The sequence below is a fragment of the Nocardiopsis coralliicola genome (assembly GCF_054779695.1).
Genome location: NZ_BAAGXT010000001.1, coordinates 12,273 through 33,751, shown reverse-complemented (window position 1 = coordinate 33,751; position 21,479 = coordinate 12,273). Strand labels below are relative to the sequence as shown.

Annotated in this window: 16 protein-coding genes; 8 read left to right on the top strand and 8 right to left on the bottom strand. The window is 73.8% G+C overall.

Annotation, left to right across the window (positions count from 1 at the left end):
- Positions 1-29 precede the first annotated feature (29 nt).
- On the bottom strand, positions 30-767 hold the full coding sequence (locus ACYVGT_RS00130) for a GntR family transcriptional regulator (RefSeq protein ID WP_460854236.1): 738 nt from the start codon (positions 765-767) through the stop codon (positions 30-32).
- A 294-nt stretch (positions 768-1,061) separates the two neighbouring features.
- On the opposite strand from ACYVGT_RS00130, the gene ACYVGT_RS00125 reads away from it, so the two are divergent.
- From ACYVGT_RS00125 to fdhD, 5 genes are all read left to right on the top strand, one after another.
- Positions 1,062-2,072 carry a 2-dehydropantoate 2-reductase gene (locus ACYVGT_RS00125; protein WP_460854235.1) on the top strand — a complete coding sequence of 337 codons (1,011 nt, stop codon included), beginning with the start codon at positions 1,062-1,064 and terminating at the stop codon, positions 2,070-2,072.
- Between the two features lie 267 nt (positions 2,073-2,339).
- A complete protein-coding gene (locus ACYVGT_RS00120; RefSeq protein ID WP_460854234.1) occupies positions 2,340-4,322 on the top strand; it encodes a molybdopterin oxidoreductase family protein in 1,983 nt (660 codons plus the stop codon).
- A 329-nt stretch (positions 4,323-4,651) separates the two neighbouring features.
- A complete protein-coding gene (locus tag ACYVGT_RS00115) occupies positions 4,652-6,721 on the top strand; it encodes an NAD(P)H-dependent oxidoreductase subunit E (RefSeq protein WP_460854233.1) in 2,070 nt (689 codons plus the stop codon).
- A complete protein-coding gene (locus tag ACYVGT_RS00110) occupies positions 6,718-7,725 on the top strand; it encodes a 2Fe-2S iron-sulfur cluster-binding protein (RefSeq protein WP_460854232.1) in 1,008 nt (335 codons plus the stop codon). Before ACYVGT_RS00115 ends, ACYVGT_RS00110 begins: the two co-directional genes overlap by 4 nt.
- Positions 7,726-7,872: 147 nt before the next feature.
- Complete coding sequence (fdhD, locus tag ACYVGT_RS00105) at positions 7,873-8,751, top strand: formate dehydrogenase accessory sulfurtransferase FdhD (RefSeq protein WP_460854231.1); 879 nt, start codon at positions 7,873-7,875, stop codon at positions 8,749-8,751.
- A gap of 90 nt (positions 8,752-8,841) precedes the next feature.
- Here the strand turns inward: fdhD and ACYVGT_RS00100 are convergent, their stop codons facing one another.
- The gene (locus tag ACYVGT_RS00100) at positions 8,842-9,828 is read right to left on the bottom strand and encodes a hypothetical protein (RefSeq protein ID WP_460854230.1); all 987 of its coding nucleotides are present in this window, start codon (positions 9,826-9,828) and stop codon (positions 8,842-8,844) included.
- A gap of 225 nt (positions 9,829-10,053) precedes the next feature.
- Here ACYVGT_RS00100 and ACYVGT_RS00095 point away from each other — a divergent pair, with 225 nt between their 5' ends.
- The gene (locus ACYVGT_RS00095; protein WP_460854229.1) at positions 10,054-10,833 is read left to right on the top strand and encodes an SDR family NAD(P)-dependent oxidoreductase; all 780 of its coding nucleotides are present in this window, start codon (positions 10,054-10,056) and stop codon (positions 10,831-10,833) included.
- Between the two features lie 49 nt (positions 10,834-10,882).
- On the opposite strand, the gene ACYVGT_RS00090 is transcribed toward ACYVGT_RS00095, so the two are convergent.
- The 6 genes from ACYVGT_RS00090 to ACYVGT_RS00065 all read right to left on the bottom strand — a co-directional run bounded on the left by ACYVGT_RS00090 (position 10,883) and on the right by ACYVGT_RS00065 (position 17,816).
- A complete protein-coding gene (locus ACYVGT_RS00090; protein WP_460854228.1) occupies positions 10,883-12,202 on the bottom strand; it encodes an SLC13 family permease in 1,320 nt (439 codons plus the stop codon).
- Positions 12,203-12,301: 99 nt separating this feature from the next.
- Positions 12,302-12,508, bottom strand: a complete 207-nt coding sequence (locus ACYVGT_RS00085; RefSeq protein WP_460854227.1) for a hypothetical protein — start codon at positions 12,506-12,508, stop codon at positions 12,302-12,304.
- A gap of 72 nt (positions 12,509-12,580) precedes the next feature.
- Entirely contained in the window at positions 12,581-13,954 is a 1,374-nt protein-coding gene (locus ACYVGT_RS00080) for a WW domain binding protein 11 (RefSeq protein ID WP_460854226.1), read from the bottom strand.
- Positions 13,936-16,023: a hypothetical protein gene (locus tag ACYVGT_RS00075; protein ID WP_460854225.1), complete on the bottom strand. Its 2,088-nt coding sequence runs from the start codon at positions 16,021-16,023 to the stop codon at positions 13,936-13,938. Before ACYVGT_RS00075 ends, ACYVGT_RS00080 begins: the two co-directional genes overlap by 19 nt.
- On the bottom strand, positions 16,011-17,033 hold the full coding sequence (locus ACYVGT_RS00070) for a hypothetical protein (protein ID WP_460854224.1): 1,023 nt from the start codon (positions 17,031-17,033) through the stop codon (positions 16,011-16,013). Before ACYVGT_RS00070 ends, ACYVGT_RS00075 begins: the two co-directional genes overlap by 13 nt.
- A gap of 102 nt (positions 17,034-17,135) precedes the next feature.
- Complete coding sequence (locus ACYVGT_RS00065) at positions 17,136-17,816, bottom strand: Crp/Fnr family transcriptional regulator (protein WP_460854223.1); 681 nt, start codon at positions 17,814-17,816, stop codon at positions 17,136-17,138.
- Between the two features lie 212 nt (positions 17,817-18,028).
- On the opposite strand from ACYVGT_RS00065, the gene ACYVGT_RS00060 reads away from it, so the two are divergent.
- Positions 18,029-19,813, top strand: coding sequence for a PQQ-binding-like beta-propeller repeat protein (locus ACYVGT_RS00060; RefSeq protein ID WP_460854222.1), 1,785 nt, complete (start codon positions 18,029-18,031; stop codon positions 19,811-19,813).
- 114 nt (positions 19,814-19,927) lie between these two features.
- The gene (locus tag ACYVGT_RS00055) at positions 19,928-21,055 is read left to right on the top strand and encodes a CdaR family transcriptional regulator (RefSeq protein ID WP_460854221.1); all 1,128 of its coding nucleotides are present in this window, start codon (positions 19,928-19,930) and stop codon (positions 21,053-21,055) included.
- Positions 21,056-21,479 lie beyond the last annotated feature (424 nt).

Genomic DNA, 21,479 nt, shown 5'->3' with positions numbered 1-21,479 from the left:
GCCTCATCAGGCGGCCTCTGCTGGGCCGGCTAGTGGCTCGGGGCGGGAGCGGCGCCGTCGCCGTCGGCGCGGTCGGGTTCGGCGGGTTCGGCGGCACAGTAGGCGCGGTAGGCGCCGCGGGTGCGTTCAGTGTGGGTGTTCATGAGGGTGGCGGCGGCGAGGGAGTCACCGGCGGCCACGGCGTCGATGATGGCGGCGTGCTCGTCCCAGGAGGCGGGGCCGCGGTGCCGGGCGATGGGCGCGTAGTACCAGCGCACGCGCCGGTCCACCTGGGCGGCGAGCTCGGCGAGCACGCGGTTCCCGGACGCCTCGGTGACCGCCCGGTGGAAGTCGGCGTTGGCGGCGACGGCCTCCTCCACCTCGCCGCCGGCGGCCAGCGCAGCGCCGCGCCGGCACGACTGGCGCAGCCGCTCCACGTCGCCGCCGGCCGCGTGCAGGGCCGCGAGCCGGGCCGATTCGGTCTCCAGCAGCGCACGCACGGCCAGCAGCTGGTCGGCCTCGCTCTCACTGGGGGTGTGCACGAAGGCGCCGTACCCGGGGCGCAGGTCGACCCATGCCTCGTTGCTCAGCCGCTGCAGCGCCTCGCGCACGGGCTGCCGCGACACCCCCAGGTAGGCGGCGAGCTCGGTCTCCACCAGGTGCCGCCCCGGCGGCAGCGCGCGGGTGGTGATGAGGTCGAGCAGGGATTCGTAGACCGCCTCGCGGAGCGGTACCGGTCGGCGGACGCGCCCGTTGCCGGTCGGGGTGCTCGTCGATCGGGGGGACATGGCGGCCTCCGCTTCCTGGCGGCGTACTCCTGGGCGCTGGTGCGGTACGGGGGTCGGCGGCTGCGGGGCGGCGGGCCCGCCGCGCACGTTCTGTACACAGTCTACGAAATTCGATCCTTCTTCCGCTGCCGAACGGACGAGGCGCCGCCGGATCGGCGCGGCGAGAAGAACATGCAAACTTCGCGGCCCGCCGGTTTCCGGCATTCCTTCTCCGTTCCGGCGGGTCGACGGGCCCGGCAGAACTGTTCGCATACTGTATACGATCTTATCCGCACGAGAGAAGGGACCCCAACCATGCGTATCGCCGTCCTCGGCGCCGGCGCCATCGGCGCCTACGCGGGCGCCGCACTCCACCGCGGCGGGGCCGACGTCCACCTCATCGCGCGCGGCCCCAACCTGGCGGCCATCCGGTCCGGCGGGGTCCGGGTACTCAGCCCGCGCGGCGACTTCACCGCGCACCCGCACGCAACCAGCGACCCCGGCGAAGTGGGTCCGGTCGACTACGTCCTGCTCGGCCTGAAGGCCCAGCACTACGCCTCCTGCGGCCCGCTGCTGGCGCCGCTCCTGGGCCCCGGAACAGCGGTCATCGCCGCGCAGAACGGGATCCCCTGGTGGTACTTCCACGGACTCGGCGGACCGCTCGCCGGGCGGCGCGTCGAAGCGGCCGACCCGGGCGGCGCCGTGACCGCCGCCATCGCACCCGAGCGGGCGATCGGCTGCGTGGTCTACGCGGCGACCGAGCTGGAGCAGCCGGGTACCGTCCGGCACCTGGAGGGCACCCGGTTCTCCATCGGCGAGCCGGACGGCACCCGCTCGCAGCGGTGCGCCGACTTCGCCGCCGCGATGGCCGCCGGCGGGCTCAAGTGCCCGGTCGAGGAGGACATCCGCTCCGACATCTGGATCAAGATCATGGGCAACGCCGCGTTCAACCCGCTGAGCGCGCTGACCCGGTCCACCATGGCGCAGCTCTGCGGCAACGGCGCCGCCGACGTCGTCCGGACGATGATGGCGGAGGTCCTCGACGTCGCCGGCCGGCTCGGGGTGCGCCCTGCCGTCTCCATCGAGCGGCGGATGGAGGGCGCGGCCCGCGCCGGCGGGCACCGCACCTCGACCCTGATCGACGTGGAGCGCGGCCGGCCGCTGGAGCTCGACGTGATCCTGTCGGCCGTGGTGGAGCTCGCCGACGCCACCGGGGCGCCGGCGCCCACCCTGCGCACGGTGGATGCGCTGGCCCGGCTGCTGAATGAGCGCCTGGCCGACGGTTCGCTCCGGCCCCCCGAGCCCGCGGCGGCGCCTGCCGCCTGAACCGGCCCCCCGCTGCCGCGCGCCGATCGCGGCGCCCGGCGCGCATCCGGGGGCGCCGCAGCGGGCACACCCCGGTTATGCCGCGCCCGGGCGGCCCGCCTCCCAGCGCCGGGCAGGGCACCGCCAGCGGCCGCACCGCTCCCCTTGATCCGCCAACAGCGTCGTGAATACTGTAGACACTATCGAGTACTGCCGCCTTCGACCCGGCGGGTGCCGCCCCCGGCGACAGCGACCGACCCCCTGCGAGCACCACCCTGCGAGGCAACGATGCGATCGGAACGGCGGGATACCGCCTACGAGCGACTCACCACACCCCTCGTCCGCACCGGCGGCGAGCTCCGCCCGGCCACCTGGGAGGAGGCGCTGGACCGCGCCGCCGAAGGCTTCCGGGCGGCGGTGGACCAGCACGGCCCGGACTCCTTCGCAATGCTCTCCTGCGCCCGCTCCACCAACGAGATGAACTTCGTGGCGCAGAAGTTCGCGCGCGCCGTGATCGGCACCAACAACGTCGACTCCTGCAACCGCACCTGCCATGCACCGAGCGTCGCCGGCCTGTCGGCCGCATTCGGCTCCGGCGGCGGCACCTCCTCCTACCAGGAGGTGGAGGAGACCGACCTGGTGGTGATCTGGGGCGGCAATCCGCGCGCGGCCCACCCCATCTTCTTCCAGCACGTCCTCAAGGGCGTCCACCGGGGCGCGCGGCTCTTCGTCGTCGATCCGCGGCGCACCGGAACCGCCCAGTGGGCCGACCGGTGGCTGGGGCTCAACGTCGGCACCGACATCCCGCTCGCGCACGCAGTGGGCCGGGAGATCATCCACGCCGGCCTGGCCAACACCGCCTTCATCGAGCGCGCCACCAGCGGCTTCGAGGAGTACCGGGAACTGGTCGAGCCGTGGACCCTGTCCGCCGCCGAAGCGGTCACCGGCGTCCCCGGCGAGGCCATCCGGGAGCTGGCGCACACCTATGCCCTGGCCGAGCGCGCCCAGCTGAGCTGGACACTCGGCATCACCGAGCACCACAACGCCACCGACAACGTGCGCGCGCTGATCAACCTGTCCCTGCTGACCGGGCACGTCGGCCGGTACGGCTCGGGCCTGCAGCCGCTGCGCGGCCAGAACAACGTCCAGGGCGGCGGCGACATGGGGGCCATCCCCGACCGGCTCGCCGGCTTCCAGGACATCCTCGACGCCGACCTGCGCGGCCGCTTCGAGGAGGTGTGGGGAGTCACCATCCCGCCCTACAAGGGGCGCAACCTCACCCAGATGTTCGAGGGCATGGACGAGGGCGAGGTCAAGGCGCTCTACGTGATCGGCGAGAACCCGGTCCAGTCCGAACCGGAGACGGAGACGACCCTGCGCCGGCTGGGCCGGCTCGACCACATGGTGGTGCAGGACATCTTCCTCACCCGCACCGCCGAGCAGGCCGACGTGGTGCTGCCGGCCAGTGCCGCCTGGTGCGAGGCCGACGGCACCTTCACCAACAGCGAGCGGCGCGTCCAGCTGGTGCGCAAGGCGCTCGACCCGCCGGAGGGCGCGCGCGACGACATCGAGATCATGCGCGCGCTGGCCGGCCGGCTGGGCACCACGTGGCCGGAGCTGGCGGCCGAGGAAGTGTGGAACGAGCTCCGCTCGCTGTCCCCCATCCACCGCGGCATGTCCTATGCCCGCCTCGAGGAGCACCAGGGCATCCAGTGGCCGTGCTTCGACGAGGACCGGCTGGAGCCGGTCTACCTGCACGGGCGGCTGTGGGCCGACGACCCGGCCGAGCGCGGCGCCCCGGCGCCGTTCGGCCTGGTGGGCCACTCGCCGCCGGTGGACCTGCTGGACGACGACTACCCGTTCCGGCTCACCACCGGCCGGCGGCTGGACGACTACAACACCGGTGTGCAGACGCGCGGGTTCTCCTCGCCGCTGCGCCGCGGCGAACTGCTCGACCTCTCCCCCGAGGACGCCGAGAAGCTCGGTGTCGACGACGGAGAGGCGGTGCGGGTGAGTTCGCGGCGCGGATCGGTCGAGGTGCGGGCGTCGATCACCGACGCGATGCGGCCCGGCCTGGTGTTCATGACCTTCCACTTCCCCGAGGAGGTCGACACGCAGCTGCTCACCATCGACGCGACCGACCCGATCGCCGGCACGGCCGAGTACAAGGCCGCGGCGGTGCGCATCGACCGGATCGCCGACGCTGATCCGGAGCGCGGGCGGGGCGCGGACGGCCGTGCCGCCCCGGCGGAACCGGTCTCCGCGGGATGAACGGCGGCCCGACCGCCCGGGACGCACTGCGGTGCGTCCCGGGCGGCGCGCGCCGGGAGCGCCCCCCAGGGCTGGCGGCAGCCCTGCACGCGTCCTCCCGGTGCGGCTCTCCCCCGGTTTGCCGGGCCCCCGGTGCACCCGGCGGCGCCGGGCGGCCGGCGCTGCCCGTGCGGACAGCCGGGACCGCGGTGCGCCGGCGATTCCGCGGGGTTGAGGGGGTTGCCGACCACCACTCGTCAGCATACTGTAGCCGGTATACAAAATCCTGTGATGTGGGTTACAGCGCCACGGCGCCGGGCCCCAGCGAATGGGAAAGGTGAGCGGAGCACGTGGACCTTCACCATCAGGACGCCCCTCCGAGCGACGCGGAGCGCTCCGCGGTCGACGCACTGCTCGGGCCCCCGGAATCGTCCTGGGAGGGCGGCGCTCGCTCGGCCGCCGACCTGCGCCGCGCCGACGGCGGACACGCCGCGCGCAGCCGGCGCGACCTCCTGCTTCCGGCCCTGCACGCGGTCAACGACCGGGTGGGCTGGGTCAGCCCGGGCGCACTGAACTACATCTGCCGGCGCCTGACGGTGCCGCCGGCCGAGGCCTACGGCGTCGCGTCCTTCTACGCGATGCTGTCGCTGTCCCCCAGCCCGCGCCGCACCGCCTACGTCTGCACCGACATCGCCTGCGCCGCCCGCGGCTCGGGCGCGCTCTGCGAGGCGGTCACGGAGCGCCTCGGCCCGCCCGGCCACGGCGGGAACGGCGCCGACGGCTCCGGAGACGGCGCTGACGGCGGCATGTCCTGGGTGGAGAGTCCCTGCCTGGGGCTCTGCGAGCGCGCGCCGGCGGCCGTGGTCCTGGAGGCCGGCGAGCGACCGCGCTATGCGGTCTCGGCGCCCGCCGACGCGGCTGCCGTCTGCGCAGCCGAAGCCAGCGGACCTGCCGCAGCCGGCCCCGCGGAGGACGGCGGCGGCGCCGGCGCCGCGGCGGCTCCCCCGGCCGGCGGCAACGGCCACGCGCCCGACCGGCCGATCCCGCCGGCGCGCGGCGCGGCCGCCACCACCTTCGACCCCGCCCCCCTGCCCGGCCACACGGCCGAGCCGCCCGCCGAGGCGGCGGTCCCGCAGGCCGGCGAGGGCGGGCTGCTCCTCCTCGGCCGCGTCGGCCGGATCGACCCCACCGACCTGGACGCCTACCGCTCCGCCGGCGGCTACGCGGCGCTGCGCCGCGCCGTGCGGCTCGGCCCGTCCGGGGTGATCCGGGAGGTCACCGACTCCGGGCTGACCGGCCGGGGCGGCGCCGCGTTCCCCACCGGCCGCAAGTGGGGGGCGACCGCGCAGCGCCCCGAGCGGCCGCGCTACCTGGTCTGCAACGCCGACGAGAGCGAGCCGGGCACCTTCAAGGACCGCGCCGTCCTGGAAGCCGACCCGTTCTCGGTGGTCGAGGCGATGACGATCGCCGGCTTCGCGATCGGCGCCGAGAAGGGCTACCTGTACCTGCGCGGCGAATACCCGCGGGCGCTGGAGCGGATGGAGAACGCGATCGCCCGCGCCCGGGGGCGCGGCCTGCTGGGCCCCGACGTACTGGGCGCCGGGTTCGCCTTCGACATCGAGATCCGGCGCGGCGCCGGCGCCTACATCTGCGGCGAGGAGACCGCGATCTTCAACTCCATCGAGGGGCTGCGCGGCGAGCCGCGCAGCAAACCGCCCTTCCCGGTGGAGCGCGGCCTGTTCGACCGCCCCACGGCGGTCAACAACGTGGAGACCCTGATCAACGTGCTCCCGGTGCTGCAGATGGGCGGACCGGCCTACGCGTCGATCGGGTCCGGATCCTCCACCGGCCCCAAGCTGTTCTGCGTGTCGGGGACGGTCCGCCGCCCCGGCGTCTACGAGGTGCCGTTCGGCGCCACCCTGCGCGAGCTGCTGGAGCTGGCCGGCGGCACCGAGGACGGCCGCGAGATCCGCGCGGTACTGCTCGGCGGAGCGGCGGGCGGCTTCGTCCGCGGCGACGAGCTCGACATCCCGCTCACCCTGGAGGGCGCCCGCGAGGCCGGGGCGACCCTCGGCTCGGGCGTGGTGCTGGTCTTCGACGACACGGTGGACCTGCCCGAGGTGCTGGTCCGGATCGCGGCGTTCTTCCGCGACGAGTCGTGCGGCCAGTGCGTTCCGTGCCGGGTGGGCACCGTCCGCCAGGAGGAGTCGCTCATCCGGCTCTCCCGGGGCGGCGCGGCAGCGGCCGAGCTGCCGCTGCTGCGCGACGTGGGCGCCGCGATGCGCGACGCCTCCATCTGCGGCCTCGGCCAGACCGCCTGGAACGCGGTGGAGTCCGCGATCGACCGGCTCGGCGTCTACGCCGGCGCCGGCGCACCAGCCGAACCCCCTGCACAGCCGTCCACCGAGGAGGCCCGGTGAGCACCCGCACCCGCGTCGCACCCGTCGAGCTGGGCCTGCCCAAGCGGCTGGTCGAGATCACCCTGGACGGCGAGACGGTCGCCGTCCCCGAGGACGCCACCATCCTGGACGCCTGCGGCACCGCCGGTACCGAGTGCCCCACGCTCTGCTACGGCGAGACCCTGGCCCCGCGCAACGCCTGCCGGGTCTGCGTGGTCGAGGTGGTCGGCGCGCGCACGCTGGCGCCGGCCTGCTCGCGCAAGGTCGAGGAGGGCATGGAGGTCCGCACCGACTCCGAGCGGGTGCAGCACAGCCGCCGGATGGTGCTGGAGCTGCTCGGCTCCTCGGTCGACCTCTCCACGACGCCGGGGGTACCGGAGTGGAACGAGCGCTACGCGGCCGAGCCGGACCGGTTCGGGCCGCGGGCGGAGCCGGCGCCGCTGGGCGAGCGCGACGCCCGGCAGGCCGGCGAGCACGAGGCGGGCATCGGCGCCGTGGCGGAGACCGTGGAGCAGCCCGCCAAGGACGACAACGACCTGTACGTGCGCGACTACAGTAAGTGCATCATGTGCTACAAGTGCGTCGACGCCTGCGGCGAGCAGTGGCAGAACACCTTCGCGATCGGGGTGGCCGGCCGCGGGTTCGACGCGCGCATCTCCACCGAGCAGGACGTCCCGCTGCCGGACTCGGCCTGCGTGTACTGCGGCAACTGCATCGAGGTCTGCCCCACCGGTGCGCTGTCGTTCACCACCGAGTTCGACATGCGCGCAGCAGGCACCTGGGACGAGGAGAGCCAGACGGAGACCACCACGGTGTGCACCTACTGCGGCGTGGGCTGCAACCTGACCCTGCACGTCCAGGACAACGAGATCGTGAAGGTGACGTCGCCGCAGGACAACCCGGTCACCCACGGCAACCTGTGCATCAAGGGCCGCTTCGGCTTCCAGCACGTGCAGCGGGACTCCGCGCGCGAAGACCGGCGGGGCCGCACCGCGGCTCGCTCCTCCGGCCCTCCGGCGGAGTAGCCGGGGCGCGCCGGGCCGGGCGGGGCGCAGCAGTGAGCAGCGCCGGCGGGGAGCCGCCCGCCGGCACCGGACGACGGCCGATTGGAGGCGCCGGATCGCGGGAAGACCCCGCGCGGAGCCGGTGCGAGGCCAGAAAGGCGGCGGGCCATGGGACGGGTCACGACGCGGGAGAAAGTACTGCGCATCCGCGAGGGCGCGGTCGGCGACCGGGCGGACACCCTCGTGGTGGAGGAGCCGCTGGAGATCCGGATGGGCGGCGCGCCGCTCACCGTCACCATGCGCACCCCGGGCAGCGACTTCGACCTGGCCGCGGGCTTCCTGGCCGGTGAGGGCGTGCTGCAGGCGGCGGCCGACCTGTCCGGGATCCGCTACTGCCTGGGCGCCACAGCAGACGGCTCCAACACCTACAACGTCGTCGACGTGTCCGCGGCGCCGCACGTCCGGCCGCCGGACACGTCGCTGGAGCGCAACTTCTACACCACGTCCTCCTGCGGGCTGTGCGGCAAGGCCAGCATCGACGCGGTCCGGATGCAGGTGCCCTGGGAGGTGGCCGGCGGCGGCCCCGCGCTGACGCCGCAGCTGCTGGCCGAGCTGCCCGACCGGCTGCGGGCGGCCCAGCGCGTCTTCGACCGGACCGGCGGACTGCACGCGGCGGGCCTGTTCGACGCCGAAGGGCAGCTGCTGTGCCTGCGCGAGGACGTGGGACGGCACAACGCGGTGGACAAGCTGGTCGGCTGGGCGCTGCGCGAGGACCGGCTGCCGCTGCGCGACACGGTGCTCCTGGTGTCCGGCCGGGCCTCCTTCGAGCTGGTCCAGAAGGCGCTGATGGCGGGCATCCCCGCCATGGCGGCGGTGTCGGCGCCGTCCTCCCTGGCCGTTGAACTGGCCCGGGAGCACGGGCTGACCCTGGTCGGGTTCCTCAGGGGCGCCTCCATGAACGTCTACGCCGGCCGAGACCGGATCTCCCTGGAGACGGCGCCCCCGGCGCCGATGGCGGCCCCAGGCCGACCCGCGGTCGGATCGTAGGCGCGAGGCCGGCCGGCGCTCACCAGCCCCCTGCGCCGGTCGGCCCCGTCACTCTGCCGCTGCGCGAGCCGGCGCCCAGATCCCGCGCGGCTACGGTGCATCGGCGAGGACGTCGCGGAAGTAGCCGAGCGGCACCCGGTCCAGCGCTTCGCTGTCGGCCGCGGCTTCGGCGATCCTCTGCGTTTCGCGCGCGTCGGCGGGCCGGAGCCCTCCGCCGGCCTCCGCCAACCGGGCGGGCGCCTCGGAGAGCATCCCGCCGTCGATGCGGGCGTACCACTCCGGTCGCCCGCCTCCCCCGAGCACCACGACTGAGCGCGCAGACGGACTGCCTCCCTCGTCGATGAACGTGCGCGGGCTGCCGCTGACCAGGGTGCACGGAGCGTTCCCGTCCGTTTCCCAGCAGGGCAGGGGCCGGCCGGAATCGATCCAGATGTTCACCTCGGCTTCGAGGTCCGGGTCGGAGCGGCCGGCGTAGGCGATGCGGATGAAGTCCTCGTTGGCCACTACCTCGCGCATCTCCCACTCCTCGCTGTCGAGCACGAGGAGCGGCCCGGGGAACTCATGCAAAACCGCCCTGGCCTCAGCCCGAGCGGAAACGGTGGTGCCGAGTGTCCAGCAGGCTGCAGCGGCGAGGGCCACGGCCGCTGCCGCGGCAGCCGAGCGGAGCACGGACGCCGCCCCCGCACGCGCCGCCCCGGCGAGCACCGCGGCGCCCCCGGCAGCAGCCCCGGCTATGGGAGCGCCCGCCATGATTCCGGCGGACAGCGCGGAGCCGAATGCGGTGGCGGGCGGGAAGGAGACCGACCACAGGAGCACGGACGCTGGAACGAGCACGCACTGGCCCGCCACCGCGGCCGCCATCGGATGCTGCGCGCGCGTGCACGCGAGGACCACAGCGGTGGCGGCCGTGCACAGGCCGCCGATGACGGCCGCGGCGACGAGCGGCTGGTGGATCGTGTCGCTGCCCATCAGGTAGGGCTTTGCGCCGTGCGCCGCGAAGACCGCGGTCATCCCGAACCACCAGCAGAATCCGCCGACCGCTCCGGTCGCCGCCGCGGTCCAGTCGCGCAGTCCCATGGGCGTCCGACGCCGCGCCCGCACCGGGCGTTCCCGGCCTGCCCTGCGCCGCCGATCACGCTCGCCGCCGCTGCCGCCTTGCGCTTCTCAGACGCTCTCTGGGCGGCCTCCCCAAAGGACGGTGTCCTGCGGCGCCGCGGTCGGGAAAGGGGCGGCGTGTCGGCGGGGGCGGGGCGGGGGCCGGCTGATGATCGGGGGACACGCAGTCGAATTCGGGGGCAGGCCATGGCGAATACGGTGTTTCCGGTTCTCGCGGACAAGGTCGCGATCGTGACCGGCGCCGCGAAGGGGATGGGGGCCGCGACGGCCCGGCTGTTCGCGGCCGCGGGTGCGCGGGTGGTGGCCGCGGACATGGATGAGGCGGGCGGGCGCAGCGTCGTCGCCGGTATCGAGGCCGAGGGCGGGCGCGCTGTCTTCACGCGCGTCGACGTCTCCGACAGCGAGCAGGTCCGCGGGATGGTCGGCGCCGCGGTGGACGCGTTCGGCCGGCTCGACGCGGCGGTCAACAATGCGGCGCTGACTCCGGACGGCAAGCCGGTCGCCGAGTTCGACGAGGGCTACTGGGACCGGCTGATGGCGGTCGATCTGAAGGGCACCGCGCTGTGCGTCAAGTGGGAGCTGCAGCAGCTCCTGCGGCAGGGCCGGGGCGGGTCGATCGTCAACATCTCCTCGGTCAGCGGCTTCCGCCCGCAGCCCGACAACGTCGCCTACGTCGCCGCCAAGCACGGCGTCAACGGCATCACCAAGACCGCGGCGCTGGAGAACGGCAGGCACGGGATCCGGGTGAACGCGGTGGCGCCGGGCGCGATCGACACACCGATGCTGCGCGGCGCGCTGGAGCAGTTCGGGCTGGACGAGGCGTCGTACGCGCCGCAGCTGAGCCTGCTGGAGCGGTTCGGCCAGCCCGACGAGGTCGCCCAGGCCAGCCTCTGGCTCGCCTCCGACCAGTCCTCCTACGTCACCGGCAGCGTGATCCACGCCGACGCCGGCTACACCAGCCGCTGAGCCGGCGCCGGCTCTGGGCCCGGGCGGAGCCAGGCCCGCAGCGCCGGGCTCACAGCGACGGCGGCACGGCCGCAACGAGCCACGCCAGCCCCGGGCCGGCGGCGACGACCACGCCGGCGTAGACCAGCATCCGCCGGTAGTAGCGGTCGCGGTCTTCGTCGGCGACGTTGGCCAGCACCAGGGCGCCGTTGGTGGAGAACGGGCTGACGTCCACCACGGTGGCGGCGATGGCGAGCGCCACGGTGAACCCGATCGGGTCGACCGCGCCCTGCTCCAGCAGCGGCACGGCGAGCGGGATGGCGACGCCGATGATGCCGAGCGAGGACGCCAGCGCCGAGGTGGTGCCGGCGAGGTAGCACAGCAGCAGCACGGCGAGCAGCGGCGCGCCGATCGCGGTGATGCCGGCGCTGACGTAGTCGACGGTGCCCGCGGTCTCCAGGACGTGCACGTAGGTGAGCACGCCGCAGATCAGCACCACCGTCGACCAGCTCACGCCGGCCAGCGCCCGTTTGGCGTCGCCCGGCGCCAGCAGCGCCAGGACCGCACCGATGGCGATCGCCAGCACCCCAGTGTCGAGTTCGAGTACTGCAGCGCCGACGGCGAGCACGCCGATCCCGGTCAGCGTGGCGGCTTGGTGGAGGGCGGTGCTGCGGCTCCGCGCCGCGGTTTTGACGGCGGCGGTGCCGGGGGCGCCGCCGTCTGCCCCGCCGTCGGCGCCGGGCGGTTCCACGGTGGCGCGCACGCCGAGCAGGCGGCGGCCGCCCATCGCGAGGTAGACGGCGACGGCCACGACGGTGTTGAACAGCAGCGGACCGGCGAAGAGGGTGAGCGGCTCGACGGGCAGCCCGGCACTGCGCAGGTAGCCGTTGACGAACGCGCCGTAGACGCTGATCGGTGAGAAGGCGCCGGCGAGGGCGCCGTGCACGACCATCATGCCCATCATGAGCCCGTCGATCCGGTAGCGGCGGGCGAACGGGATCGCCAGCGGCGCGATGATGGCGACCGCGAACAGCGCGCCGACCGACATCAGCGCCGCGGTCAGCGCGAAGAAGATCCACGGCGCCGCTGCGATCCGCCCGCGCACCAGCCGCATCCCGGTCCGCACCAGCAGGTCGAGGCTCCCGTTGCACTGCGCGAACCCGAACACGAACGTCAGGCCCACCAGGATGAGGAAGATGTCGGCCGGAAAGCCCGCGAAGACCTCCTCCTCGGTCATCCCCGCCGACAGCAGCCCCACCCCGAACGCCGCGGCGAACGCCGGTACTCCGAGGTTGATCCCCCGGGCGGTGGCGAGGACGAACAGCGCAACGAGAACGGCGATCGACACGAGCGGAGGGGACACGGGGCGCTCCAGGATCACATACCGCATACAGGACGCCGGGAATGCTAGCCCCGCCACGCACCGTGCACCCCACCCGCCCCGCTCCTACCCGCCAGTACCAACCGCCCCCGCTGAGGGGCCGCGTCCTCAGGAGGCGCGGCGCACCCGGCCGGCCACTGCTCCGGCCGCAAACGCCACCACCGGGACCGCCGCCGGCACCAGTGCGAGGCCGACCGTGCCGTCGACCACGAGCGGCAAGTCGGCGGCGATCAGCACCAGCGCCCCGGCAAGGGCGGCGAGCGGACTCGGCCGCCGACGCCGCCCGAGTCCGCCACTGGCTGCGGCACGCTGCACTCGATCAGTGCGAGGGTGCGGTGCGCAGTCCCTCCGCGGACGCGGTGGTGAGGCAGAGCCAGAAGGACCGCTCTACTCCCCCGCCCTCTCCGGGGCTCTCCGACCGCTCGGCACCTCCCCCGCGGACCACGCGCCGTCGGCGCCCCCGTTGCTCCGATCGTCCTCATCCGCTTCCCGAGGCGCGCTCTCTGCCGTAGCCGCGAACACGTCCGCGGTATCCGCGCTGGGACCGGCCTCTTCTCCGCCCTCGCTGACCACACCGTCGGCGAAGAGCGTTTCAGCGACTGCTCTGCCGTCCGACCCGGAGCTCCGGCCCCCGTTCGGTGAGGTCCCGGCTTCGCTCCAGGCGTCCGGGCACCCGAACTCAGCACGGACGGCAGCAGCGAGGTCGGCCCGGCCGCCGACCGCAAGGTCCTCCGCGGTCTGGTCGACGTGCCGTAGCGCCGCGTCCTCGTCGAGGCCGTTGACAATCAGCCGCAGCGCCCGGAGGACGGCGCCGGTGTCGCCGCCGGACTCGGGGCCTTCCTCCGCCGGCTCCGGCTCGGAGTCCTCTGTACCGCCGTACTCCGCTCCAGAACTGCTGTCCGGACTGATCCCTCCGGAGGGGCCGTGTTCCGCACCCGCTGGGTCGTACCAGGAAACAGGACGCCGCTCGGCTGCCAGATCGCGGTAGTGGTCCGGCACGGAGTTCCCGGTTGCGGCGGAGGACAGCGTCGCCAGCATGGAAATGCGGTCCACTGCCTCATCGATGCGGTCAGGGTTGCGGGACAGCCACCACACCAGAGCCGTTCCGGGGGCCGCGAGGGCGTCGGCACCCAGATAGTCCCGCTCGTCGCGCTCCAGTTCGCGCTGTTCCGCCCGCTCCGCCTTCTGCTTGCGGAGCTCTCGAAGCCGCTGCAGCCGTTCGGCATCCGCCGGGACCATTTCGAGGCGCACCTCTTCGGCCCAGACATGCCACACGCCCGGGTGGCCGCAGCCGCCACCGGCGCCGAGGGCGAGGACGAGCGGCTCGTCGGCGCCCCCGACAGCGTCCGGCTCGGTCCGGCCGGCGAAGGCGCGCGCCCGCTCGACCACGGAGTCGACCGCGGCGGCTTCTGCCACGCGGTCCTCCAGGTCGGGCCCGCGCCAGCAGACGATCGCGGAGAAGAGGAGGCCGAACTCCGGGCGAGCGCTGGGGAGCTCCCGCTGGAACACGTGCTTGCGGCGGTGCGGGAGCACGATCTCCGGTTCCTCTATCCGCGGGGGAGGTTCCTCGGCGGGGGCTTCGCTGACGGTCTCGGCCGGCTCCGCGCCGTACCACCGCAGCACCGCTGCGATCACGGCTCCGCCGATGGCGACGACGCCGAATACCACCGCCGCAGCTCCCCAGCCCGTGAAGCCCGCAGCGACGGCGGCGGCCGCTGCGGCCGCCATGCCCACCGTCCCGATCAGTGTCCCGATACCCATCGCCCCTCCTCGCTTCGGTGGCGCGCCGTGCGGCAGGGCTCGGCGGGCCGCCGCCATGCATCGATCTCGCTGCGGACCTGGCGCGCGATCACCTGACGTGAGCCGCGAGCATCGCCGTCCGCAGTCTCGGCGAGCCAGGTCCGCGTCTCCGCGTACAGGGCGTCGAGGCGCCCCGCGTCGGCAGCCGCTCCGGTGATCAGGGAGACCGTGGTGGTTCGGTGCGGCCCTCCCGTCCAGAACTCCAGCCACCGCCGCGCGTGAGGGCGCACTTCGGCGCGGTCGCGCCTCCACACCGCTGCGAGGCAGGTCCGCAGGTCGCCGCCTTCGGCTGCAGTCAGCGGAAACCCGCCCGAACTGGTGAGTACGGCCGGATCGACGACGCCCCAGAGGATCGACGCGTCGGCGTCCCAATACTTCCCGGGCCCCGCAGCGAAACGGTCAGCGAATCGGCGCAACACGCCGCTGCGGAGCGAGGAAGACTCACGGGCGAGGTCGGCGAGACGCAGCGCCGCCTCACCCGCGGCCTGCCGCGGTTCCGGCCCGGCACCGCCCCGCCGGGCTGCGTGGTGGAGCCGTACGATCGCCTGGTTGGGGTGGGTGTCTGCGAGGACGCCGTAGGACACGGCGGTGACCACCCGTATACATGACGCGGGCAGGCTCTCTTCTTTCGCGGTGTCGTAGAGCCAGCGGCGAACGGCAGGGGCTGCGCGTTCATCGCGCAGGCCGCATCTCAGCAGCTCGAGGGCGAGCTCAGCCGTCCAGAGCGGCCCGTTCGACCATCTCCGGGCCAGAGTCAGCAGCGGTCCGTGCCGACGCACCCGCAGGCACTGCTCCGCGAACCGCTCTGCTGCGCGGAGCCTGTCCCTCAGGTGGATCCTCTCCTTTTCAAGGATCCTGCTAATCCACTTCTCGAACACCTCGTGAAGCCAGGGATATTCATCCCAGAAGCGGGTCAATACCGCCTCGCCGTAGCCGAACCGCTCGAATTCGACGCGCCTGTCTTCGCGGATCACGGCCCCAAGACGCTTCAGTCGTCCGGCGAATCCGAGCCGCTCCAGCGGCGACCCTTCTTCCTCCGGCACCGCCGTCGCCTCCGCAAGCCCCTCTGCCGCCGCGGCGACCTGTTCAGCGGTGGCGTTCTCGAATACTGCGGCAGCCAGTAGAACTGCCCGATCCTGCGGTGCGGGCTGCGAATCCAGCCATCCGGCGACGTCCTCGCGCCAGTCACCAGCGGCACGGTGGGCGGTGGCGAGCCAGTCGGCAACCGTCCCCGTTCCTTCCTCCGCCAGGGAGGCGTCCCTGGCGTGATAGGCGAGCTGGACGGTCTCCTCGACTCCGGCCGCTGCCAACCAGTCCGTGATCCCCGCCGCTGCGAACTCCCGCGGGCCGGCGGTGATTCTGAGGTATCCGAGGTAGGAGCGAAGTACCGCGCCGGTATCGGGCCGCCGCACGGCCACAGCGTCGGCTTCCGCCCTGACCTCGAGGTCGATGGCCTGCTGCGGTTCGAGAACGACGGCGATCCGCCCGCCGCGCTCCGCAACCTCGGCAGCAAAGCGCGGCAGCTCGCGCAGCAGCGCCGTTGCACGCGTGCCGTCCGACAGCGTCGCGTCAAGGTAGAGGAGTTCCCCTTCGCTGATGGCCTCCCCGTCGAGCAGCGGCGGACGGTCCGCGTCGGGAAGGGTGCGAATCCCCTTCTCCGGTGCTCCGAATTCGGACAGCCAGCGCATGGCGGCGCCGCGCCGTCCACTCCCGCGCGGTCCGCTGATGAGGAGCGCGGCGGGGGCTTCGTCACCGGACAGGATCCGAGAGAAACCGGGTGGTTTCACGAAACAAGCGTCGTTGCGCTCAATATCAGCTGTAGTAATCGACCCCCCAGCGTCGGCTGCAGAGCGGTCCTCGCTCCTCAGGAGGGCGAGCAGGGATTCGGCGTCGGGCGGCGCCCAGGGGCCGACGTTGAACGTCCGGTTGTCCTGGCGCCCTCCGGTGTTGACCGGGGCCTGCGCGCTGGTGACGATGTCGCCGGTGTCTCCGCCGACAGAGCCTACGGCGGGGGCGTTCATCCGTCCCACCCGTCTTCTTCGGGCTCGGCGCCGCGGTCGTCGCGGCTGCGGCGTGATCCGGGGCGATCGCCTCCGTGCCAGCGGCGGTTGTCCTGGCGGTTGTCCTGCCGTCCTCCAGTGTTGACCGGCCCATTCGCACCCAAGACGATCGAACCTGTATTGCCGCCAATGCTGCCGATCGACCCGTCGCCCAGGCTGGTGCGGTTGTCGTCGCCGATACGGACGTCTCCCTGTACCGTCCCGAACTGGTTGGCGTCCCGCCCCGCCCGAGTGTGCCCGGAATCATCGGCCGATTCAGGCGGAGCCTTTGCTTCCGGCCTGTGCGGCCGGCCGTCTGGCTGGTCCGAATCGCTCTGCGGGAGGCCCGGATTGCGCGACGGCGTGGGGATGAACAGGAAGCCTTCGGCGTTGAAGCGCTTCTCCGGGATGTCGGCTTCGACCGGGGTCCAGCGGGTGGGCTCGATGTCGGCGAAGCCGCCGAGGACGGCGTCTTCGTGGACGCGGCGGGAGATGATAGCGGCGAGGAGCGTGGCGTCGGGGTCAGAGGTGCGGAGGGCGTCTTTGACGGCGGTGGAGTCCAAAAGGCGGTGGGTGGTGATCATCGCCTCGCCCATCGCGTCGAGGGGGTTGCCGCCCCCGAAGTCGGGGAGCGGCCCGACGTCGATGCTGGCGCGCAACCGCAGGCGCAGCGACCGGCTGTGGCGGGCGAATTCCGGGTCCTTCTCCCGCAGCACTGCGTCCAGCTCCGTCAGGAACGGGTCGACCAGGTACGGAAGATTCTCCGGCGGGGTGCCCATCACGTACCCGTCGCCCCCGTGCCGCGGAAATCGCGCGTCATCCCAAACATCGAGCATGTTGCAGCGCACGAACGCCTCGCGCAGAATCTCGGGGATCGCCGTACCGATCACTTGCTGGTGTCGAGCCGAATTGTCGCTGAACCGCTCCATGTCGACGGCGAGTACGGCCCGGTACGGCGGAAGCGCGACCGTGCCGCGCACGGGGACACTGGTGAATTCCACGATGCCTCCTGCTGATGCGTGACCTGTGCAGACGGGCATCACGATGGCACCGTGCGCGGCACGGGACTGTTCAGGTTTGGACAGTCCCGGATGCCAGCTGCGTCACAGATCCTCCGCGGCGGCGCTCAGGCGGGCACTGTCGACGAGGACGGCGCGGTACTCGGTCCTGATGAGGTTCTGATTGCGCAACCGGAGATAGCCGGCGGCCACCGATCCACGCGACATTCCCGCGAAGGTCGCGACATCGTTCTGCGGAAGCGGAATCCGGTAGAGCGGACCGACGTCCGGAAAACCGCTGTCCTCCTTTTCACCGACGGTGCGGGCGAGGTAAAGGAGTACTTCGGACAGCCACCGCTCCGATGTCCTGCGCGCCTGAAGGATGCGCAGCGCGTCGCTTTCCCGCTGCCGGTGGACGATGCTCTCGGCGACGATCGCGCCGATCCCCATCCCTTCGGTGACCTGCTTGAAATGTGCGGCGCGGAAGACAGCAGAGACAGTTTCGGAAACCGCAGTGACCGAGGCGGCGCGCGTCGGCTCCCCGCTGAAGAGCGCCGCCTCGCCGATCAGTTCCCCGCAGCCGCGGAACGCAAGTGGAACCTCTTCCCCGTCCCGCCGCACCGCACTCACGCGCACGCGTCCACCGACCAGCAGGTGCACCGTTCCTCCCGCGTCGCCCTGGCGCAGGACTGTCTCACCGCGCCGGTAGCGGCGCTCTCCTGCTGCGGAGACCAGGTCCTCCCAAGCTCGATCGCTGACCAGGCCGCCGAATCCATGCCGTTCCACAGTGATACTCCCGATCGCGAGTGCAGGGCGATGGCCATCCGAGGAGAATGCATCCGCCTCCCGGCAGACACCTTCCGTCCCGATCCAGCCACCCGGAGTTCCTTCCACGCGCGGTGCTCGGCTCTGCCGCCGTGTCCTCATCCGGCCGCGCACAGCGCCGCGGCCTCGCTGGGGGCGGCCTAGCATCGGGCGGGTCTGGTGGGTGGGGGCGGATGGCGGGGCTGGTCGGGGTCGGGGCGGGTGCCGGGGCGGTCGGCGGGGCCGGGCTGCTGGTCGGGGGTGTGCAGGCCGGGGCGCCGGGGTGGGTGGTGCTGGCCGGAGCGACCTGCCTGGCGGGGGTGCTGGCGAGCGTTGCGCTGGGCGTGCGCGAGGGGCAGGGGTCGTCCGGGCCGCGGACCGCTGCGGCGGCGACGGCAGCCGTCGCGCTGATCGCGGCCGTCCCGGCCGGCATCGCTGCGGCCCAGGACGCCTCCGGGGGAATCCCCGATCCGTGGGTGGCGGTGGTCGCGGTGGGGGCGCTGCTGAGCGCCGCCGGCGCGGGGCTCATGGCCGCCGTGCGGCACGGCGGGAACACGCGGCCGTTCAGCGGATCGACACTGATCGGCGCAACCGCAGCGGTGCTCCTGCTCGCGGGGGCCGGTCCACTGGTGGAGTACCGCGCCCTGGACGCCTCGCGGGCGGGTCGTGCGTCGCCGCCGCCGGTACCGGATCAGGTTTCCGGGGCCGCCTGGTCGTGGACCGTGCCCAGCGGCGAGCAGGTCATCGACGCTGCCGTCGCCGGCCCCGGCATGGTCGTGCGCACCGCGCGCGGCGTCTACGGCATCGACACCGGGAACGGGACGCAGGTCTGGCACTACCGCCGCCCCGGCGCCGAGACCGGGGTGCTCCGCGCGTCCGCCGACGGGTCCGGGGCGGTCGCCACCTTCGCCACCACCGGAGCGGCCTGGCACGGCATCGAGCAGGCCGTGGTCTTCGACGCGTTCACCGGCGCCGTCAAGCACGAATACGGCCGATCGGCTGGCGGGCCTCCGGTGGCCCGCACCGATCCGCTGCTGTCGGTCGCCGGCACGCAGCTGATCCTGCCCGGGGAGCCCGGGGAGCGGCACGTCTTCAGTGCCGCGGACGGCTCCTGGCGGTTCATTCCGCCCGCGGACTGCTGGCGGGCCGAGGGCTCAGAGCCCGGCTACGCAGCCGCCGGCGGTACCGTGGTCACCGCGCTGTTCTGCGGCGATACCGACGCCCTCACCGCGGCCGCGGAGGGAGAGGGGGAGCCGGTCGCCGCCACGCTGCGGGTGCTCGCACTCGACGCGGCGACCGGCCGCGAGGAGTGGCGCCACGAGGAGAGTGCGGACGTCTCGGGCCTTCCGGTCGCCGAGCCCGCGGTGTCGGCCGACGGCGCCGCCGTCGCGATCGACCTGACGGCGGCAGCCGGGGATTCGTCCGCCGCTCCGCTGGTCCTCGATGCGGCCACCGGCTCGGCACTCGACCATGCCCCCGGCCTGCCGCAGGAGCGCACCGCCGGCCGTGCGGGCCTCGCGCCCGTCCCTCCCCCGTTCACCGCCGACGCATTCCTCGACATCCGCCCGGTCAGCGGCGGCGCAGCGGAGGGGCACACGTTCTCCCGGATCCCGCTGAGCTCCGGCGAAAGCGACCGCTATGCCCCGCCGATCACCATCCCGGCCGACGGCTGCGACGCCGGGGCCGGCCAGCGTCCGCCGCCGGCGCGCATGCTGGAGGACGCGCTGCTCACCCTGTGCTGGGACGCCTACCCCACCGACGACGCGGCGCGCGACGCCGTGCAGGCGACCGTCACCGCGACGCCGTGGGAGGGCGGCGATCCGGTCCGCATCCCGGTGGAGGCCCGGCTCGGCAGTGCCGGCGGCTCCGCAGCCGGCCCAGGCCCGGGCGATTGGCCCGCCTCCACGCCCCTGTTCGCCGCGCCCGGAGCCGTGGTGGTCGCCGTGAGCGGGCTGGACCGGATCGTCGGACTGCAGTGAGGTCCGGGCGCCTCATCGGCCGGGAGCGCTGTCGATGCCGGTCAGCGGGGCGGGGGCCGACTAGGGTGGGGCTGCCCGCGGGCGAGGGCCGGCGGGGAGGCGACGGAGGGACCCATGGCCGATGCGCGGCCGCCGGGCGGCGGCGAGGCGGCGCTGCTGCTCACGGCGGACCTGGCGCAGTCGGTGGTGGACGAGGTGGCAGGGCGGCTCCGGTACCGGGCGCAGATCATCGACCGGGACGGGATCATCCTGGCCAGTGTCGACCGGGACCGGATCGGGCGACGGCACCAGGGCGGGCGGTGGGTGCTCGCGCACCGGGCGCCGCTGATCGTCACCCCCGCCGACGCCGAGCACCTGGAGGGCACCCGGCCCGGCGTGAACCTGCCACTGGAGGTGGAGGGCAGCCTGGTCGGAGTGCTCGGCGTGTCCGGGCCGCCGGCGGAGGTCGCGCCGGTCGGGGAGCTGCTGGCGATGGCCGTGCAGCTGCTCATCTCCCAGCGGCTCACCGCGCAGGACGCCGAGTGGCTGGCGCGGGTGCACCGCCAGCTGGTGGCCGACCTGTACCGGCAGGAGGTGGACGAGGCCGGCTGGACCGCACGGCTGGCCACCGTCGGGCCGCGCCTGGCCGCGCCCTACACCCTGATCGCGCTGGACCTGCGGGACGCGCCGCCCGCCTCGGCGTCCTCTGCCGCGCGGGCGCTGCAGCCGCTGCGCTCGTCCTCGGTGGTGGCCGAAGACCTCGCCGGCGCGGTGTGGGTGGTGACCTCGCCGCAGCACCGCGGCCGCGCCGAAGGCGTGCTGCAGCGGATCCGCGATGCGGCCGGCAGCGGAGCCGGACCGGTCGTCGCCGGCGGCGACCAGCCGGGCTTCGCCGCGCTCGCCGCGGCCGCCGGCCGCATCGCCGCAGCCCTGTCGCTGCCGGTGCCGCTGCCCGGCTCCGGGGAGGCCGCCGGACTGCAGGCGCTGGAGCTGCCGGCGCTGCTGGCGCGGGCTCCGGCCGCCGACCGGTCGGCCATGGCGGCGAGGGTGCTGGACGGCATCGGACCCGCGCAGCGGGCGACACTGCGCGCGTTCTTCGCGACCGATCTGAGCGCGAGCGCCGCTGCACGCCAGCTGCACACGCACCGCAACACCGTGCTGTACCGCCTCGACCAGATCGCGCGGCGGTCCGGGTACGACCCCCGCCGGTTCACCGACGCGGCCACCCTCGCGGCCGCCTTGGCGTTCGCCCCCGACCACTGACCGGCAGGCGTCCCGGCGGCGGGCAGGGCACCGGTAGCGCGGGACCCCGGCCGCCGGCCCGGCCGCGGCAGCGAGGGGCCGGACGGCACCGGAGCGGCGCAGCGGGCAGCGCTGCACCGTTCTCCGCGGCCGACCGGTGAACGGCGCGCAGTCCCGCCGTGCGCTCGGTTCTCTTGTGCGCTTTCCGTGCAGCACCGCCGGGGCCGGCGGCGCACCGGGCAGGGCGTATCCCCGGGCGCGTCCGCCGCGAGCGGCGGCGCCAGACGCGTCGGACCGACGGGATTCAGGGCGGACCCGCTTCTCCGCTCGGCTGACGCGAACGCGGCGAGCGGCGTGCCGGGCGCCGCAGCAGAACCGATGTCCACCCGACCCCAGCCCCCGGCGCTCGCCCAGTCTTGCTGCTGCGCGCCGGCCGCCCGCAACG